The organism is Streptomyces sp. NBC_00250 (assembly GCF_036192275.1).
Lineage (GTDB): Bacteria > Actinomycetota > Actinomycetes > Streptomycetales > Streptomycetaceae > Streptomyces.
In genome coordinates, this window is record NZ_CP108088.1 from 8,055,923 (window position 1) to 8,073,533 (window position 17,611).

General features: G+C 71.3%; 15 protein-coding genes and 2 pseudogenes. 9 read left to right on the plus strand and 8 right to left on the minus strand.

All coding sequences use genetic code 11. The annotated features are described in order from the left end of the window. Positions 1–45 precede the first annotated feature (45 nt). On the minus strand, positions 46–714 hold the full coding sequence (locus OG259_RS36450) for a macro domain-containing protein (protein WP_328946132.1): 669 nt from the start codon (positions 712–714) through the stop codon (positions 46–48). A gap of 278 nt (positions 715–992) precedes the next feature. On the opposite strand from OG259_RS36450, the gene OG259_RS36455 reads away from it, so the two are divergent. From OG259_RS36455 to OG259_RS36465, 3 genes are all read left to right on the plus strand, one after another. Continuing rightward, positions 993–4,112, plus strand: a complete 3,120-nt coding sequence (locus OG259_RS36455; protein WP_328946133.1) for a phosphocholine-specific phospholipase C — start codon at positions 993–995, stop codon at positions 4,110–4,112. Positions 4,113–4,185: 73 nt separating this feature from the next. Beyond that, positions 4,186–4,488, plus strand: coding sequence for an ArsR/SmtB family transcription factor (locus OG259_RS36460; RefSeq protein WP_328946134.1), 303 nt, complete (start codon positions 4,186–4,188; stop codon positions 4,486–4,488). Continuing rightward, a complete protein-coding gene (locus OG259_RS36465; protein WP_328946135.1) occupies positions 4,485–4,877 on the plus strand; it encodes a VOC family protein in 393 nt (130 codons plus the stop codon). The genes OG259_RS36460 and OG259_RS36465 overlap by 4 nt, the downstream gene beginning before the upstream one ends. A gap of 58 nt (positions 4,878–4,935) precedes the next feature. On the opposite strand, the gene OG259_RS36470 is transcribed toward OG259_RS36465, so the two are convergent. The 3 genes and pseudogenes from OG259_RS36470 to OG259_RS36480 form a co-directional block, all read right to left on the minus strand. Then, positions 4,936–5,793 carry a sulfite exporter TauE/SafE family protein gene (locus OG259_RS36470; RefSeq protein WP_328946136.1) on the minus strand — a complete coding sequence of 286 codons (858 nt, stop codon included), beginning with the start codon at positions 5,791–5,793 and terminating at the stop codon, positions 4,936–4,938. Continuing rightward, positions 5,790–6,377 (minus strand): rhodanese-like domain-containing protein, encoded by a 588-nt coding sequence (locus OG259_RS36475; protein ID WP_328946137.1) that lies wholly within the window; start codon positions 6,375–6,377, stop codon positions 5,790–5,792. The genes OG259_RS36470 and OG259_RS36475 overlap by 4 nt, the downstream gene beginning before the upstream one ends. Before the next feature lie 126 nt (positions 6,378–6,503). Continuing rightward, positions 6,504–7,352: pseudogene (locus tag OG259_RS36480) on the minus strand (rhodanese-like domain-containing protein); the annotation flags it as partial. Between the two features lie 230 nt (positions 7,353–7,582). Here OG259_RS36480 and OG259_RS36485 point away from each other — a divergent pair. From OG259_RS36485 to OG259_RS36510, 6 genes are all read left to right on the plus strand, one after another. Next, a complete protein-coding gene (locus OG259_RS36485) occupies positions 7,583–8,644 on the plus strand; it encodes a hypothetical protein (protein ID WP_328946138.1) in 1,062 nt (353 codons plus the stop codon). 540 nt (positions 8,645–9,184) lie between these two features. Further along, positions 9,185–10,468 (plus strand): ATP-binding protein, encoded by a 1,284-nt coding sequence (locus OG259_RS36490; RefSeq protein WP_328946139.1) that lies wholly within the window; start codon positions 9,185–9,187, stop codon positions 10,466–10,468. 1 nt (position 10,469) lies between these two features. Continuing rightward, positions 10,470–10,877: a roadblock/LC7 domain-containing protein gene (locus OG259_RS36495; RefSeq protein WP_266901948.1), complete on the plus strand. Its 408-nt coding sequence runs from the start codon at positions 10,470–10,472 to the stop codon at positions 10,875–10,877. Further along, entirely contained in the window at positions 10,874–11,230 is a 357-nt protein-coding gene (locus OG259_RS36500) for a DUF742 domain-containing protein (RefSeq protein WP_266901946.1), read from the plus strand. Before OG259_RS36495 ends, OG259_RS36500 begins: the two co-directional genes overlap by 4 nt. Next, entirely contained in the window at positions 11,211–11,834 is a 624-nt protein-coding gene (locus OG259_RS36505; protein ID WP_266901944.1) for a GTP-binding protein, read from the plus strand. Before OG259_RS36500 ends, OG259_RS36505 begins: the two co-directional genes overlap by 20 nt. Next, positions 11,831–13,318, plus strand: coding sequence for a cytochrome P450 (locus OG259_RS36510; protein ID WP_328946140.1), 1,488 nt, complete (start codon positions 11,831–11,833; stop codon positions 13,316–13,318). The genes OG259_RS36505 and OG259_RS36510 overlap by 4 nt, the downstream gene beginning before the upstream one ends. Before the next feature lie 125 nt (positions 13,319–13,443). Here the strand turns inward: OG259_RS36510 and OG259_RS36515 are convergent, their stop codons facing one another. From OG259_RS36515 to OG259_RS36535, 4 genes and pseudogenes are all read right to left on the minus strand, one after another. After that, a complete protein-coding gene (locus tag OG259_RS36515; RefSeq protein ID WP_328946141.1) occupies positions 13,444–14,472 on the minus strand; it encodes a terpene synthase family protein in 1,029 nt (342 codons plus the stop codon). 510 nt (positions 14,473–14,982) lie between these two features. Next, positions 14,983–15,468, minus strand: a complete 486-nt coding sequence (locus tag OG259_RS36520; protein WP_328946142.1) for a VOC family protein — start codon at positions 15,466–15,468, stop codon at positions 14,983–14,985. 152 nt (positions 15,469–15,620) lie between these two features. Continuing rightward, positions 15,621–16,439: pseudogene (locus tag OG259_RS41865) on the minus strand (bestrophin-like domain). Between the two features lie 261 nt (positions 16,440–16,700). After that, complete coding sequence (locus OG259_RS36535) at positions 16,701–17,378, minus strand: hypothetical protein (RefSeq protein ID WP_328946145.1); 678 nt, start codon at positions 17,376–17,378, stop codon at positions 16,701–16,703. Positions 17,379–17,611: the final 233 nt, after the last annotated feature.

Below are 17,611 nucleotides of genomic sequence, written 5' to 3' on the forward strand. Positions count from 1 at the left end.
CCGACCTTTCCGCCCTGTGCGGTGCCGGTCTGCGGAGCCTTCGCGTCAGCGACGAAAGGAAGGACGCCGCGGGACGTTGATCCGGACCCGCCGCGCGGACCCCGCTCCCTCGATGTCGTCGAGCTGCCCCAGCACCGCGGCCCGCAACTCGTCGTAGTCCGCGAACCCGTGATCGTGGAACAGGGAGTAGCCCGTCCACATCAGATTGGCGCACACCTGCGCGGGCACCCGACCCGTCTGCGCGCCCATCCCCACGAGCGCCACCGACCCGATGCTGCCGGGCTTCGCCCGGTTCTGCAGGTGCACTGCCTGGAAGGCCGCCGCGCAGGCCAGCGCCACGTTCATCGTCTCGCCGACGTTCTGCGAGGACTGGCGCATGGTCGGCGTGGAGATCAGATACCGCGGCACGGCCGCCCCGGACGGGACGCACACCGCGCTGCCCACCGGCAGGCTCCCGCCGAACCCGTCGCGGATCGCCCGCTGCACCCGCACCTGGATGCCCGCGCCGAGGTGCCGCTTGACCACGGCGTCGACGCCACCGTCCATCCGGCCCCGCGCGTTGGTGGGGGACACCCATGCGTCGACGTCCACATCGAGAAGCGAGCCCCGTCGGATCTCCACCTCGGGCGTGTCCGCGAACGCGGACCGCCAGGCCGCCACCACCTCGTCGTTGACGTCGACCAGAACGACCCTCAACGCATGCTGGAAACCCACGAATTAGCCCCTCTCGGACGCCCGATCGAACAAGATCGAAGCTATCGCGAGGCACTGACAACGCCTCGGTTCCGGAAGGCCGCCCGGGCCCGAGGACGACGCCGGTGTGCGTGCCGGTGCGGGGGGTCGGTGTCCGGATCCAGGTGGAGTGCATCGATTCGGCAGCGGTGTTCGTCTTCCGTTCACCGGCAGCCCGAGCGCGTGACTCCGAGATCTCCTAGACATAACGGGTCTGGACCAAGAGGTCCGGATGCGAAAGACCAAGGAGTTCCCCCGTCATGCCTCCCTCCCCCGACGTCTCCCGCCGCGCGCTGCTCGGTGGCGCCGCCGGCGCCGCCGTACTGGCCTCGCTCCCGCTGAGCGTGCGCGAGGCGCTTGCCGCGCCCGCCCGCCCCGGCCGGCTGGAAGACATCGAGCATGTCGTCGTCCTCATGCAGGAGAATCGTTCCTTCGACCACTACTTCGGGACCCTGCCCGGAGTCCGAGGCCTCGGAGACCGTACCGCCGTCCGCGGCGTCAACGGCAGGTCGGTCTTCCATCAGCCCGACCCCTCCCGCGCCGAGGGCCACCTCGTCCCCTTCGCGATGAACGCGGCCCACACCAACGCCTACCGCAACGGCGCCCCCGCGTTCGGCTTCGTCGATTCCTTCCCGCTCTGGAACGACGGGCGCGCCGACGGCTATGTCACCGGCCGCAGCAGCGGCTGGCTCGGCCACGGGTACTACGAGCCCGCCGACATGCCGTTCTACAACGCCCTCGCGTCCACCTTCACGGTCTGCGACCAGTACCACGCGTCGGTCCAGTGCAACACCAACACCAACCGCGACCACTTCATGACGGGCACCAGCGGCGGCACCGTCAACGACACCGTCGTCTACAACAACAGCTACATACCGGGTGGTTACACCTGGACCACCTACGCCGAGCGCCTGGAGCGGGCCGGGATCAGCTGGAAGACGTACCAGGCCCGCGACAACTACGACGACAACGCCCTCGCCTGGTTCCGGTCCTTCCAGCAGGCCAAGCCCGGCGAGCCGCTCCACGACAAGGGCATGGCGATGGCCGGCGCCCCGGCCGACCAGGGCGACGGCCACAGGATGGGCGACGCGCTGGTCGAGGCGTTCCGCACGGACGTAGCCGCCGATCGTCTGCCGCAGGTCTCGTGGATCGTCGCTCCGGAAGCCCTCTCCGAGCACGCGAGCTGGCCCCCGCCGTTCGGCGAGCACCTCACCGCCCGGCTGATCGAGGCGCTCGCGGACCACCCCGAGGTGTGGGCCAAGACCGTCTTCATCCTCAACTACGACGAGCACGGCGGCTTCTTCGACCACTGCATGCCGCCCGTGCCACCGCTCTCCGCCGCCCGAGGCAAGGCCACCATGTCCGTGGACGGCGAGGTCGTCGTCCGGGTGAAGCAGGCGGACGGCGCCACGGCGATGCGGGTCGTCTCCCAGGACGGCCGCTACCGGGTCCGCGCCGCCGACGGCGGCCTGACCTGGTCGGACACCCTGCCCGCCGGGGAGACCCTGGTCTCGGGACCGCACGCCATGGGCCTCGGCCTCCGGGTGCCGATGCTCGTCGTGTCCCCGTGGACCCGCGGCGGAGTCGTCGACTCCACCGTCCTCGACCACACCTCAGTGATCCGCTTCCTGGAGCGCCGCTTCGGGGTCCGCGAGCCCAACATCAGCCCGTGGCGCCGCTCCGTCGCCGGTGACCTGACCTCCGTCTTCGACTTCTCCGGCGAGGACGTCGTCCGGCCGGAACTGCCCGACACCAGCGGCAATGTGGCGAAGGGTCAGGCTGCGGCGGGGAAGCCGTCGATCGCCGTGCCCTCGCCGCAGTTCTTCCCGCGCCAGCAGCGCGGCACCCGCCCGGCCCGCCCCGTGCCGTACGCCTTGTCGCTGCGCTCCAGGGTCCGGGACGGCAAGGTGGATCTGGACCTCCGCAACCGGGGCCGACAGGCCGCCGTCTTCCAGGTGTACGCGGAGCCCGGCAGCACCCCCGACTTCTACACCGTCGGCGCGGACGAGCGGCTCTCCGGCGCCCGTGCCCTCCAGGGCGACGGCTACGACCTGCGGATCCACGGCCCCAACGGCTCGCTGTGGCAGCTGCGCGGTGACGCGGACGACGCGCTGGAGGCCCGGCTCAAGGAGGAGTGCGACGACGACCGCGCGTACCTGGTGATCGAGATCGAGAACCGCGGCCGGCGCTCCCGCACCGTCCTCGTCGGCGATCTGGCGTACGGCGGCGGGGTCCGCGAGGTCCGGATCGGCGGACACGACGAACGGACGGTGAAGCTCCGGGTGCCGGCCGAGCGCTGGTACGACGTCGCCGTGAGCGCCGCCGACGACCCGCGGTTCCTGCGCCGCTTCGCCGGTCGTTTCGCCGAGCCCTCCGGCGGCCGATCCGGTGATCGGCATCGGCATCGGCGCCGGGGCGTCACCGATCCGGCGATGGGCCTGCCCGACGCCCTGACCGCCGAGGTCGGCACGGCCGCCGGTGACGAACCGGTCGTCGCGGGCGGCACCACGGCCCGGTTCACCGCCACCGTCACCAACCGGGGACCGGTCGAGCTCCAGGACGTGACCGTCGCCTTCACGGTGCCGTCCGGCTGGACGGCGAAGCCGGTCGGGGACACCCCGCCGCAGACCGTGGCCGCCGGCTCCTCGTACACCGCGAGCTGGGACGTCACCGCTCCGTCCGACGCCCCGGCGTACGGCTCGGCCCGTCTGCTCGCGGTCGCCCGAGGCCGGGCGGCGGACGGCCTGCGCCTCGCCGACGGCGAGATCCAGGCCCGGATCGCCCCGTCGATGAGCGGGCGTCTGCTCGCGGAGGACTTCCAGTCGCTCGCCGGGAAGCTGGTCGAGCGGGGGCAGGTGCTCGGCTGGACGGCGACGGCACCCGACGGCTGGTCGGTCGTCAACGCCGCCGGGATGCCACAGGGCACGCCGATGTTCCAGGGCTGGACCTTCCACACCCGCCGCGCCTGGTCGGCCGGTGCCCAGAACCGCCCGAACTTCACCCGGGGCCTCGGCATCGTCGCGGTCGCCGACCCGGACGACTGGGACGACACCGGCGCACCCGCGAGCAAGGGCCGCTTCGACTCGACCCTGGTCTCACCGGCCGTCCCGATTCCGGCCGGGCGGACGACCCTCCGGGTGGACTTCGACTCCCACTACCGGCAGGAGGGCGACCAGAAGGCCGAGGTCCGCGCGGTCTTCGACTCCGGGGAGGAGGAGATCGTGCTGCGGTACGGCCCCGGCTCGCCCGACGCCGAGAACACGGCGGTGAGCCAGGAGCTCACGATCCCGCCGACGGCCCGCACGGTGACGCTCCGCTTCCGGATGTACGACGCCGGAAACAACTGGTACTGGGCGGTGGACCACATCCGTCTGGGCTGATTCCGAGGGCGAGTGGGGCCGACACGACGCCCCCGACTTGATAGGCAAGTGACTGCTTGCCTATCCTGGGGGCGTGGCCGACGACCTTTTCAAAGCCTTGGCCGACCCTACCCGCCGCACCATCCTCGACGAGCTCACGCAGAAGTCCGGGCAGACACTGTTCGAGATCTGCTCGCGCCTGAGCATGAAGCACCAGCTCGGCATCTCGCGTCAGGCGGTCTCCCAGCACCTTGCCGTGCTGGAGGCCGCCGGGCTCGTCGAGACCAGGCGGGAGGGCCGCTACAAGTTTCACGACCTGAACACGGCCCCGTTGCGGGAGATCGCCGAGCGATGGCTCGCGCCCCACCCGTCCGGACCAGAGGAGAGCACCCCATGAAGATCCATCTGACCAGCGTCTTCGTCGACGACCAGGCCAAGGCCGAGCGCTTCTACACCGAGATCCTCGGCTTCGTGAAGAAGCACGACGTCCCGCTGGGCGAGACGGACCGGTGGCTCACCGTCGTCTCGCCCGACGAGCGCGGCGGCACCGAACTCCTCCTGGAGCCCGCCGGCCACCCGGCCGTCAAGCCCTACCGCGACGCGCTCGTCCAGGACGGCATCCCGCTGGCCCAGTTCGCCGTGGACGACGTGCGGGCGGAGTACGAGCGCCTGAGCGCCCTCGGCGTCCGCTTCACCCAGGAGCCCCTGGAGATGGGCCCCGTCACCACCGCCGTCCTCGACGACACCTGCGGCAATCTGATCCAGATCGCCACCGAGCCGCAGTAGTACGTACGGCAGTGGCGCGCGCACGACCAGGTGCGCCGCAGTGGCCCCGCGCACCCCGTCAGGGGTGCCGCGGGGCGCGCCGTACGCGGGACGCGAGTACGGCCGTGAGACCGCTTCCGACTCCGGTGCCGAGGACCGCCCAGGTGGCGGGGTGAGCCCAGGCGCCATGGGGAAGCTGCTGCGCCAGCACGAAGACGCCCATCACGACGACGAACCAGCCGAAGGCCGTCCTCAGCGTCTCCTGTGGGATGCGGCCGGCAAGGCGCGCACCGGCCACGCTGCCGACCACGGCCGCGGCGGTGACCGTCAGGGCGAGGGCCCAGTCGACCGACACGCCCGAGAGGTGCCCGGCGAGTCCGGCGAACGAGTTCATCGCGATGACGAGGAGCGAGGTGCCGACCGCGGCACCCATCGGCAGTCCGCCGAGGATCGCGAGGGCCGGGACGACGAGAAATCCGCCGCCGGAGCCGACCAGGCCCGTCACGGCACCCACGGCCACGCCCTTGGCGGCGATGCCCGCGAGGGGCCGCCCGCCCGGCTCGGGCCCCTCCCGCTCCTGTCGGCGCCGCCCGCGGAGCATCGCCACCGCCGTCGCCGGCATCATCAGCGCGAAGGCGACGAGCAGGACGGTGCCGGGCGTGTGCTCCGCCAGCCGCCCGCCCCCGTACGCGCCGAGCATGCTGAACGCGCCGAAGAGCAGACCCGTGCGCCAGCGGATCCGGCGCGCCCGGGCGTGCGGGAGCAGGGCGGCCAGGCTGGTGACGCCGACCACGAAGAGCGAGGTGGCGATCGCCGCCTTGGTGTCCTGACCGGCCAGAAAGACCAGGATCGGCACCGTGAGGATCGAGCCACCGCCCCCGAGCACGCCGAGGCTGACGCCGATGAGCAGGGAAGCGGCGACGACGAGCACGGTCACGGCGTGCTCCGCAGCTCCGCGATCACCGTACGGATGTCAGCACGCGGGCCGCGGTTGTACGGCAGCTTGGAGAGCAGTACGCCCATCGCGCAGGAGTTGCTGAGGGCCGCGTAGGTCAGGCCGGCCCCGAGCGCCGTCCCGACGAGATGGACGCCCGGTACCAGGACGCCGACGAGGCCGGTGGTCAGGACGACGGAACCGGTGACGAGACGTACCTGTCGCTCCATGTCCCAGCGAGCGGGGCCGCGGTTCACGGGCGCGCCGACAGCCTCCCAGGCGTTCATGCCCCCGTCGAGGACGCGCAGGTTCGACAGCCCCGCCCCGGCGAGCGCCTGCTCGGCCTGGGCGGCCCGACCCCCCGACCGGCAGACGAGGACGACGTCCTCGTCGAGGTGGGAACGGAGTTCGGCCCGGTGCTCGCGCAGGGTGTCCAGGGGGACGTTGTACGAGCCGGGGATGTGGGCCGTACGGAACTCGGCGGGCGTACGCACGTCGAGCAGGCGCGGGGCGCGTCCTTCCTGGACGAGCCGGTGCAGGACGGCGGGGGTGAGGGAGGTCGGAGTGGGGGTGGGCTTGGCGCTCATGCGTGGGCTCCGGATCGAGGAAGGTAATACCTAGGGGGGTATGAGCGGGAGAGGGGGAGGGCGAGGGGGAGTGGGGCGGCCCGGGCGGTGCGGGGCGGCGAGCCCCCGTGACGACCGGTGGGTGGATCAGGCGGCGGAGGGGGCCGCGGGCAGGGCCCAGGTCGCGTAGCCGCCGAGGACGTCCGAGACGTCATCGATGCCACGGTGTCGCAGCAGGCTGGCCGCGATGGAGGAGCGGTGGCCGCCGGCGCAGTGCACGACGAGGGGGCGGTCGGTGGGCAGCTCCTCCGTGCGGCGCGGAAGCTCGCTCAGGGGGATGTGCAGGGCGCCGTCGATGGAGCCGTTCGCCTCGCGCTCGCCGCAGGTGCGCACGTCCACGACGACGGGAGGGTTGTCGCCCGCGAGAGCGGTCCGCAGCTGGGCGGCGGTCAGCCGGCTCGCCGGGGTGACCTCGTCGGCCAGCTCCTCCAGGGCCTCCTCCGGGTTCCGCAGGTAGCCCACCGCGCGGTCGAAGCCGATCCGGGCGAGACGGGTGACGACCTCCTCCTCCCGGCTCTCCGGCGCGACGACGACGAGCAGGTCGGCGGGGTCGAGGACGGTGCCGGCCTGCTCGGCGAACCGCCCGTCGGCGGGTACGTTCACCGCGCCGTGCAGGTGCCCGGCCGCGAACTCCTGCGGGGAACGCGCGTCGACGACGACCGCACCCGAGCGGCGCAGCTCGGCGAACTCGGCCCGGGCGAGCGGTCGCGCCGCGGTGGCGGCGTCGTACCGGTGCCGGTCCTTGCGGTTGAGCTCGGCGTCGTAGGCGAAGTAGCCCGGCGCGGAGGGCTGGCCGGCGGTGACGAGCGCGACGAACGCCTCGCGGCTCATCGGCGCACAGGCGTAGTTGGTGGCGCGCTGTTCCCCGATCGTGGACCGCTTCTCGGTGGAGAGGCTCTTGCCGCAGGCGGAGCCGGCCCGCGCCCACGGGCTCACCGTCGTCGGAACTGCGTGAAGAACACGACAAGTCCTTTCGGGGCTCCCCGGATTTCGATACCCCCATGGGTATCTTTGACTCGACCGTAAGCCGACTCGCCGCGGCGAGTCAAATACCCCCCTAGGTATTCATCCCCGGCTGATGGCGAGGGAGACTTGCGCGGAAGCAGCCCGCCCGCCCGTGTCGGCAACGGCGTCCAGTGCCCACTCGTAGCGCTCCGGAGAACCGCATGACCCGCACCACACCGTCGCGCCCCGTCGACATCGAGGCGCTGTTCCCCGGCCTCGCCGCGTATCGGCGCACGGCGACGCGCCTGCATCCCCGGCAGGGCACCGCGAAGCCCGGGGAGAGCTCGGTGGCGGGCCCGCTGCTGTGGCCGGCCGACGAGCCGTGGCCCGTCTGCACCGACGTGCACCCCAAGGGCAGGGGTCATCTGCTGTCCGACGTACGGCTCCGACGGCGCATCCAGGACGCGGCGCGGGGGCGGGACTTCACCGAGGAGGAACGGCGGCTGCTCGACGGGATGACCCGGGCGACGCACGTCCCGGCGCTCGGGGACGCCGACCCCGTGCCGCTGTTGGCCGTCGCCCAGCTCTACACCCGGGACGTACCGGACCTCGTCGGCCCCCGCGGGTGCGACCTGCTGCAGGTGTTCTGGTGCCCCTTCGAGGTCCACGGTCCGGACCGGACCGTCGACGTGGTGCTGAAGTGGCGGCGGTCCGCCGACGTCGGCGCGGTGCTCACCCCGCAGCCCGAACCGCCGGTCGCCGGACGCGAGGAGTGCGTTCCCACGTCCTGCGTCGTCCACCCGGAGCAGGTCGTCGAGCACGAGTACTTCGGTCTGCTCGGCGAGGACCTTCAGGAGGAGATCTCCGACTGGGAGGAGAGCCTCCTCGACGAGGAGGCCGAGGAGGCCGAGGAGGCCGGGGGCGGGGGCGGGGGCGAGGGAGACGAGATCGACTACATGAGCGACCTCTCCATCGCCCCCGGCTGGAAGGTCGGCGGTTTCGCCGCCTGGCATCTCACCGATCCCGCCCCCGTCGACTGCTCGGCGTGCGGGACGCCGATGCCGCCCCTGCTCACCGTCGCCACGGGGGAGTGCGACGGAGCCTCCCGGAGCTGGGTTCCGGTCGAGGACCGCGCCGCGGCTGATGATCCGGGGGCGGACGACCCGTGGGCGATCGACCCGAGCGTGATCGACCCGGTCGGTGTCTACCTGGGTCGTGGGCTCCTCCGTGTCCACACCTGTCCGGCCGATCCCGCCCACCCGCACCGGCTCAGCTTCCAGTGACGCGCCGCCGGGCGGTCGTCAGTTCGGGGGCCGCGAAATTTGATGAGCAGGGGTCAATGTTTGATCGCTTCATTGCATTTTCGGTGCAGTGAATGGTCGTTTTATGCGTTGAGAGTGACCACTGGAGGCAGCCCTTCCAGCACGGTCACATGGCGAACCCGAACTGACTATGCTCCCCCGTGTGTTGCGCTGCGATCACAGCGAGTCATGAACGCTGTGGTGAGCGCGGACGGAACGTGGCACTTGCCCGAATGAAGCCCGATTCGTTCCTGTCGGCGCATCGCATCACCTCAGTCCGTTCGTTCCAGACTGATTAGGGACCCCTTGATGGTTCGTGCAGGTTCAATTTCCAGAGCCAGGCCACCCGCGGTCGATCGGGTTTGGCTGCTTCCTCCTGGAGTTCTGGCGGGAGCCTTTGCCATAGCGTTTCTCTTCTCCCCTGCACAGATACGGACACCGGTCGCCCTGTGCGGTCTGGCCGCGGTCGTCCTGACGGTCGTCACCTCGGCCGTGACCGTGCGCCGGCTTCGATCGGGGGACGTGGAGCGCTACGAGCGGGCGACCGCCGACGCGCAGGAGTACTACGCGCAACGCGAGGCCGCGCTGCTCGGGCGGCTGGCCGATCAGCGCGCCACCACCGTGTGGCTCGCCGAAGAGCTTCTCCCGGCGGCTGTGGCTCGTATGAAGAAGGGTGACCCCGCCTCGGAGATCCTGCGTTCCGTCACCTTCGGGGAGCACCTCGACGAGGAGTTCACCGAGGCGGTCCGGGGGGCTCTGCAGACGCTCCTGGAGGCCGTGGAGGCCGAGGAGTTCACCCGTGACTCCTCCCAGCGGGCACTCGTGGCGGTCGCGCGCCGGGTGCAGGCGATCGTGCACCAGCTCGCCAAGGACCTGCACTCCATGCAGATCCTGCACGGCACGGACCTCGTGGTCTCCCGCGGTCTCCAGGGCGTCGACCACCGCACCGCGCTGATCGGCCGCCTCGCGGCCAGCATCGCGGTCCTCGGTGACGCACGGCCCGGTCGGCAGTGGTCGAAGGCGATCCCGCTCTACGACGTCCTGCGCGGGGCCATGTCGCGCATCGTCGACTTCCCCCGCGTGAAGCTGCAGTCGGTGACGGCCGTGGCCGTGGTCGGCCCGGGAGCCGAGCCGCTGATGCACCTCCTCGCCGAACTGCTCGACAACGCCACGACGTTCTCGCCGCCGCACACCCCCGTGGAGGTGTCCGCGAGCGAGGTGCCCTCCGGCATCGCCATCGAGATCGAGGACCGAGGAGTCGGACTCACCGAAGAGGTCCGAGAGCGCATCGAACGCATCATGGAGCAGTCGGCGTCGGGCATCCAGCTGGCCGGCCTCGGCGAGGTGACGCAGCTCGGTCTGCCCGTCGTCAGCCGGCTGGCCCGCGAGCACGGCTGCGAGGTCGACCTGCGCACCTCCGCCTACGGAGGCGTACGAGCCGTGGTGCTGGTTCCCAGGAACCTGATCACCACCGTGCCGCAGTCCGCGGTGCGCTACCCGCCGCCGCCCGCACGGAGGCGCACGGGCGGCCCGATCCTGCCCAGGCCGACGCCGCCGGGCGACGCCCCGACGGATACCGGTGAGGTCAGGAAGACCGTCAACGGCCTTCCGCAACGGCGACGGGAGACACCCGTCCAGACGCCGATCGTCCAGGTGGCGCCCACACCCCCCGCCCCGGCCCCCTCCCGGGGAACCTCCGGCACGTCCCGCCAGCCGGGTCTGATGTGGGAGGCCTTCAACGGCGACAAGAGGTCGGTCGCCGAACCTTCCACTCCGCACAGCGAGCCGTCAGATGAGGTCGAGTAACATGCTGCCACTGCCGAACATGGACTGGATGCTCAAGGAGCTCGTGGGCGGCGTCCCGTACGTGCGACACGTCGTCGTGCTGTCGGCGGACGGCCTGTGCATCGGGCAGTCGAACACGGAGCCCGACACCGCCGACGCGATCGCCGCGGCCTGCTCCGGCATCCAGAGCCTGGCGAGGGCCATCGCGCAGCGGTTCCCGCAGGGCGACGGATCGACGCGGATGGTCGGGATCGAGGCCGACGGCGGCTACTTCTCCCTGATGGCGGCCGGTCCCGGGGCGTATCTCGCGGTGCTCGCCGACGACCAGGTCGATGCCGGCCTCCTGGGCGACCGCATGCGGACGTTGGTGGTCCGGATCGGCCAGCACATGACCAGCCCTCCTCGTGAGGACGTCGGGCAGGCGATGTGACCTCGGAGAACCAGGACCCCTGGAATGAAACCGATCCCGTTCCGCTCTACGTCATTACCGGGGGCACGGGTTCCGCGGCCAACACCTTCAACCTGGTCACCCTCATCGCCACGAGATCCGAGCCCGACGCAGCGATGCAGCCCGAGCAGGCGGCCATCCTCACCATGTGCGCGTACCCGCTCTCGGTGGCCGAAGTGTCCGCGTACCTCAGCCTTCCCTTCAGCGTCGTCACCACGCTGCTGTCCCAACTCGTCGAGGACGAACGGGTCGAGGCCATCGCACCCGTGCCCGTCGCGGCATTCCCCGAACGCGGCCTGCTGGAGGCGGTGATCCATGGACTACGCAAGCTCTGACGTACGCGATGCCGGCCCACGCGGCACAGACATGCCGCTTCCCCACAGTGCCAGGGGAGTCAAGGTCGTGGTCGTCGGCGGCTTCGGGGTCGGCAAGACGACCATGGTCGGGGCGGTGAGCGAGATCCCGCCCCTGACCACCGAAGAGACCATGACCCAGGCGGGCGTGGGGATCGACAACAACCCCGGCGCCCACGGGAAGAACACCACGACCGTCGCGATGGACTTCGGACGGATCAGCATCAACCAGGAGCTGATCCTCTATCTGTTCGGGACACCGGGACAGGAGCGCTTCTGGTTCCTGTGGAACGGGATCTTCGAAGGCGCGCTCGGCGCCGTCGTCCTCGTCGACACCCGCAGGATCGAAGTCTGCTTCGAAGTCATCACCCGCCTCGAAGACCGCCGCGTCCCGTTCGTCGTGGCCGTCAACACCTTCCCGGAGGCTCCGCACCACCCCGTGGAAGACCTGCGCACTGCGCTGGCCCTCAGCGAATCCGTGCCCATCGTCACCTGTGACGCACGTGACCGGGCGTCCTGCCGTGACGCCCTGCTGTCGCTGATGGTCTACCTGAGTACCCTCGCCGCCGCCCAGGAGTCCGAATGACCCTCCCACCCGCCGAACACACCACCGAGAAGCCCGGGGCGATCCCCCCTCCGGGCTGCCCGGCCCACGCCGCCACCGGACCGGGGGGCGCCACCCGCCTCTACGGCGGCGCCGCCGAGACGGACCCGATGGGCCTGTACGAGGAGTTGCGTGCCAAGCACGGTCCGGTGGCGCCCGTGCTGCTCGACGGCGACGTACGCGCCTGGCTCGTCCTCGGCTACCTCGAGAACCGTGACGTGGCCAGCCGCCCGACCCAGTTCTCCCGCGACCCCCGGGTCTGGCACGGCTGGCGGAGCGGGGAGATCGACCCCGCCACCTCGCCGCTCGTGCCGATGATCGGCTGGCGTCCCGACTGCGTCTGCGCGGACGGCGAGGAGCACCAGCGACTGCGCGGTGCGGTCACGGCCGGCCTCAGCCAGTTCGACCACCGCGGAGTCCGCCGATCCATCACCCGCATCGCGCACCAGGTGATCGACACCTTCTGCGAGGACGGCGAGGCGGAACTGGTGGGCCAGTTCACCGAGCACGTGCCCATGCTCACGCTCACCCACCTGCTCGGAATGTCGGACGAGGCCGGTCCCAGGCTGGTGCACGCCGCCCGTGACCTCTTCAAGGCCACCGAGACGTCGCTCGCCAGCAACGCGTACGTCCTGGAGAGCCTCGCGCAACTCGTCGACGCCAAGCGGGCGCGCCCGGGACAGGACATCGCGTCCGCGCTGATGGCCCACCCCGCCAACCTCTCGGACGAGGAGGTGCAGCACCACCTGCGCCTCATCCTCCTCGCCGGTTACGAGACGACCGCCAACCTCATGTCCAACGTCCTGCGCATGGTGGTCACCGACCCCCGGTTCCGCGGGTCGCTGGCCGGCGGTCAGATGACCCTGCCCGAAGCCGTCGAGCAGGTCCTCTGGGACGAGCCGCCGCTGATGGTGTGCCCGGGCCGCTGGGCCAACGGCGACACCACGCTCGGGGGACAGCAGATCAAGGCGGGGGACATGCTCCTGCTCGGCCTGGCCGCCGGAAACGTCGACGAGGCGATCCGCCCGGACCCCGCGACCCCGGTGCACCACAACCGCGCGCACCTGTCCTTCAGCGCCGGCACCCATGAGTGCCCCGGCCAGGACATCGGCCGCATCATCGCCGACACCGGCATCGACATCCTTCTCACCCGGCTTCCCGACATCGCCCTGTCCATCCCCGAGGAGAGCCTCAGCTGGCGCTCCTCCACCTGGGCCCGGCACCTGACGGCACTGCCCGTGAACTTCGTCGCCCGCGCACCCCAGGCCTTCGACGTACCGAGCCCGCTGCCGACCCCGCCCGCCCCGAGCACCGGGATGCCGTCGGCACCGCCGTGGTCGGTGGCCGAAGCCGGGTCCGTGGCCGAGTCCGGGCCGGCGGCCGAGTCCGAAGCCGAGCCCGTACGCCGGCCCGAAGCCCGTCCCTCCTGGCGGGCGCGCGTCAGGCGCTTCCTGCGGAGGCGCTAGGCCCCGCACCGTGGCGAGCACCACGGACGAGGGGGCTGCCGACGCGTGTCCGTCGGTACCCCCTCGGAGCGGGAGCGGGAGCGGGATTCGGGAGCGGGATTCGGGACGGAGAGGCGCCGCGGTACCTACTGGAACGTGGCGTCGGTGGAGGCGTAGCGGGGTGCTCCGGTGTACCAGGCATGGAGGCCGGAGAGGAAACTGCAGGCACCCCGGAGCCATGTCTCCAGCTCGGCCCGCTCGTCGTGGTTCAGCCCGGATCGCCGTACCAGTTGGGGGAGTTCGCTCTGCCGGAGGTGCTCGAAGTCCCGCAGCCGGGTGTTCACCAGGTTCAGCGCGGCGGGAACGGCGTCGTGGAGGGCGATGCCCAGGGACGTGCCCAGGACCACGACCAGGTTGTTGACGTCGTGCTCCTCGTGGACTTCCCGTTCGTAGGAGGCGAGGTCGTTCGCCAGTCCCATGAAGTCCATGAAGGCATCGAGCAAGGCGTGGACGGTCCGGCTCTGCCGTATCTGCTCGGGTATGCGCGCGCCGGTCGCCAACTCGACGGAATAGGGGGCGGTATGGGCGGCGAAGCTCTCGCGCCGGAACGGCGCGTACTCGATCAGGTGGGGGACCCGGCCGCCACGGCTGTTGGCCAGCTCCTCGACTCCCGCGTCGACGTAGCGCACCAGGGCCCGGTTGAACTCGTGCCGCCAGTGCGCCAGCCTCGGCGGGAAGAACTGCCGCTGCAGGTCGGCGATTCCCCGCTCGACGGGATTCGCCGGCTCCGGCAACCGGGCGCCGTATTCCGGTCGCAGGAACTCGTGCAGACGGGCGGTGAAGGCCAGCGCGCCGGCCAGGTCACCGGTCTGCTTGAAGGCGGAGGCGAAGTAGTCGTCCCAGGCCAGGGCCCAGATGTTGAACCGGTGGTTGAGCCGGAGGTCGGCGAGTGAGGCGTCGGGGAGGGCCCAGGCGGTGAGCTGGTCGACGGTCATGGCATGGAACTGCGCCCGGGTCCATATCGCGCGGTGGCCCGACGGTCCTTCCTCGCCGTCGAGCATGCCCATCTCGCGTGCCCACGTCTCGCTCTCCTCGCGCAGGGCCGACAGATACGGATTCACCCGCAGCGGATAGGGCATCCACAGCTGGGGCAGCTCGAGGGCGCGCACTGTCATGGGGACCAACCTCCTTCTCTCTTCGACCCGAGGGACGTGTTGGGCTGTTCCTGCTCCCGCCTGTGGTGACGGCCGCCACTGCCATGAGGCCGGACGATGCCCGGCCTACGGCCCTCCAAACCTGCCCCCCATGGACGATGGTCAACCCATCAACCGTTCCTGACCAGTGTTCAGAACAGCTTCATGCGGAAGGAATCGATCCCTCTGGGGAACTTTCCGAAAAACCGCGCAGGCTGTGGTCATCCGCTACGGGTGTGCCGGGTGCGCCAGGTGTGTGGATACCTCCGAGCCCGCACCCGCACCCGCCACTTCGCAGCGCTTCGCCCCGTCGAGCAGGAGCTCGACGGGGCGAAGGAGCAGACGCACCCCGAATTGACCGACAGCGTCCGTGGGCTTGCCGGGGCAGGTCCCGCCCGGGCGGCAGGTGAGCCGTGCGCCGGAATCCGGTCGGCTGGATCACGGCGTCCCGCGCTTCGGAGTTTCTTCAGGAGCGAGCGAGGTCCGGGGGGATCAGGCGCCGTTCGACCCCTGTTCCATGGCGGCCAACGCCTCCTGTGCCCGCTTCCCCATCTCCTCTTCGGAGACGTCCTCGATGTGCGAGGCGACGTTCCAGCGGTGCCCGAAGGGGTCCTCGAACTGGCCGGTGCGGTCGCCGTAGAACTCGTCCTTGACCGGCGACAGTTCCTTCGCACCCCGGGCGAGGGCCTTGGCGAAGACCGCGTCGACGTCCGCCACGTACACGTGCAGCGTGACCGGCGTACCGCCGATCGCTTTGGGCGAGCGGAACCCGAGGTCGGGGAACTCGTCGGCGAGCATGACGACCGAGTTCCCGAACGCCAGCTCCGCGTGGCCGATTCTGCCGCCGGGGGCCGGCATCCTCATGCGCTCCTCGGCGCCGAGCACGTCCACGTAGAAGTCGATCCCGGCCTCGGCTCCGTCGACGCAGAGGTACGGCGTGACCCGCGGGTACCCTTCGGGGATGGGTTGTACGGTCACCGTCTTCCGCCTTCCTGACGCGGGCGGTCGCCGTCGACCGCCATCTGCGCCCACAGATATCCCGCCCCCCGTGCCGCGTGCCGAAGCCGCGCGGCGGCCGACCACGGGATGCCCCGAAGAGCGGCAGCCCGCTGCGCGGCGCTCGCCCCCGCTCAGCGTGCGGCGGTGCGCAGACCGGTGGCATCGCAGGGGAGCGGGCGGCCGGGGTGGTCGGTGGCGAAGTCCTCCGCGATGTCCGCCGCCGTGACGGCCATGGCGTCGCTCGTGATGCGGATCTGTCCCGAGAACGGCTTGTCGATGTCCTCGATGAGGAGGAGCGAACCCGTGAAGAGCCCCGCCAACACGAAGAGCAGGACGAAGTGGGAGGCCCCGCGCCGGCGCGGCAGCCCGAAGGCGAAGGCGCCGACCGTCGCGGCCAGCGAGATCACCATGAACCAGTACACGATCGGCGGGATCGCCGGCATGGCTTCCGAGAGCCTGGACTGGCGGGCGACGGAACGCTCGTCGTCCGTCTCCACCAGAAGCTCGAACGTGTTGCTGTCCCGGTGCGCGAGCTCCTTGAAGTGGCGGCGGAGGTCGGCGGACCAGACCGAGGCCTCGGGCGCCTGCTAGCCCCTGTCGACCATGGCCGGCCATTCGTACGTCATGATCGCCCGCGCGTAACAGACCGCCGCCCCCTGTACGCCCTCGCGCTGGGGTTCGGGGGCGTAGTCGGCCACTTCGTAGAGCTGGTCGACCCGGTGGGCCTCGGAGCCGACGCCCGTGCCGGCCGTGCCGTACGACTCGGCCGCCACGACGATCACGAACGCCACGAGGAGCACCGCAAGGGTCTCCAGGGGGCTGATCAGATCGCTGATCGACGCCTCCTCGTCCCCGGCGGCCTCCTCCGCGCGGCGCCGCCGCAGGCGGTTGGCGAAAAGGCCGGCGGCGAGTGCGGCGGCCATGATGACGATGGTGATCGCGGCGAGCATGCGTGTGGCTGCCCCTCGACGTTGCGACGGCCTGTGGTGCCCGTTGGACCACCAGCCTTGCGCGGGATCCGGCGGCACCCGCGACGCGGATGCGCCGCCTGGCGGAACGACTTCACCGCACGAAAGAACCTGCGGGCAGCCTGTCGGCGGGTGTCGCGGGTGTCGCGGGTGTCGCGGGGGCCGGGCGGTCTCGGCAGGCTCGGTGTCCTCCGTGCTCTCCTCGCGCCCGGCGACTCGCCGGCCCCGGCCGGTCCCGGTGACTCAGGAGCGGGCGCCGACGTAGAGCTCCAGATCGCGGCGGCGTGCGACATGGCCCCGCCAGCCGGCCATGAGGACCAGGAGGGTCCAGACGACGAGGCCGCCGATCAGCTCGTCCAGCCGGCCGGCCGCGTCGACCTGGTCGGCCTGCTCCATCGGCACCTTGCCGCGTGCGTCGCGCACGATGTCGAGGCGTTCGCCGACGTCCGGGGCGCCGTTGCCGCGGTACACCAGCTTTTCCCCCAGCTCCCGGCCGTCCGATCCGCGCAGGGTGAGCTCGTGGTTCTTGCCACCGGTGGCGGCGGCGCTGTCCGCCACCACGACGACGCTCTCGCGGACCCCGTACCGTTCGAGGGCCAGTTCGGGTGCGTACTGGACCGCCCCGACCAGGACGAACAGCGCCGGTACGGCGGCGAGCAGCACCAGCCAGATGCCTCGGTGCAGCAGGTGCAGCAGCACCCCGAACAGCAGGCACAGCACCACTCCGGCGGAGATGGCGACCCATTCCGCACTCGGGACGAGGAAGGAGACGCCGGACACGACGGCGGCCGCGGCCCAGACGTACAGCACCAGGGCGACGGTGCGGCCCACCCCGGTGAGCGGCCGGGCCGACCGGCGCGCCGAGGCGGGCGGATGGCCGGTGCCGGGGCTGGTCGTGCTGCCGTGTATGGCCTCTGACATGCGGTTTCTCCTGGTTCCGACCTGCCCTCACGAGCGGGGCTGCGGGCGACTGTGCACGATAGCTCACGGCCGGTCACCGTTTCCGGTGGGCGCTTCGGCTTGGTCGCGCGGTCGCCGGGCCGTAGACGTATCGTCCGACTATGCGTGACATGTGCGGCCGTCGGCCGGGTACCGGGCCGCCGGGCCCCGGCACGTGGCCGGGCGGACGCCGCCGGGCCCCGCGCCGTGCCCTG

Bases quoted from the DNA above. Each gene is read 5' to 3' on its own strand.
- OG259_RS36515 (WP_328946141.1), bottom strand. From the start codon at position 14,472: ATGACAGTGCGCGCCCTCGAGCTGCCCCAGCTGTGGATGCCCTATCCG.
- OG259_RS36505 (WP_266901944.1), top strand. From the start codon at position 11,211: ATGGACTACGCAAGCTCTGACGTACGCGATGCCGGCCCACGCGGCACA.
- OG259_RS36495 (WP_266901948.1), top strand. From the start codon at position 10,470: ATGCTGCCACTGCCGAACATGGACTGGATGCTCAAGGAGCTCGTGGGC.
- OG259_RS36465 (WP_328946135.1), top strand. From the start codon at position 4,485: ATGAAGATCCATCTGACCAGCGTCTTCGTCGACGACCAGGCCAAGGCC.
- OG259_RS36485 (WP_328946138.1), top strand. From the start codon at position 7,583: ATGACCCGCACCACACCGTCGCGCCCCGTCGACATCGAGGCGCTGTTC.
- OG259_RS36510 (WP_328946140.1), top strand. From the start codon at position 11,831: ATGACCCTCCCACCCGCCGAACACACCACCGAGAAGCCCGGGGCGATC.
- OG259_RS36455 (WP_328946133.1), top strand. From the start codon at position 993: ATGCCTCCCTCCCCCGACGTCTCCCGCCGCGCGCTGCTCGGTGGCGCC.
- OG259_RS36475 (WP_328946137.1), bottom strand. From the start codon at position 6,377: ATGAGCGCCAAGCCCACCCCCACTCCGACCTCCCTCACCCCCGCCGTC.
- OG259_RS36535 (WP_328946145.1), bottom strand. From the start codon at position 17,378: ATGTCAGAGGCCATACACGGCAGCACGACCAGCCCCGGCACCGGCCAT.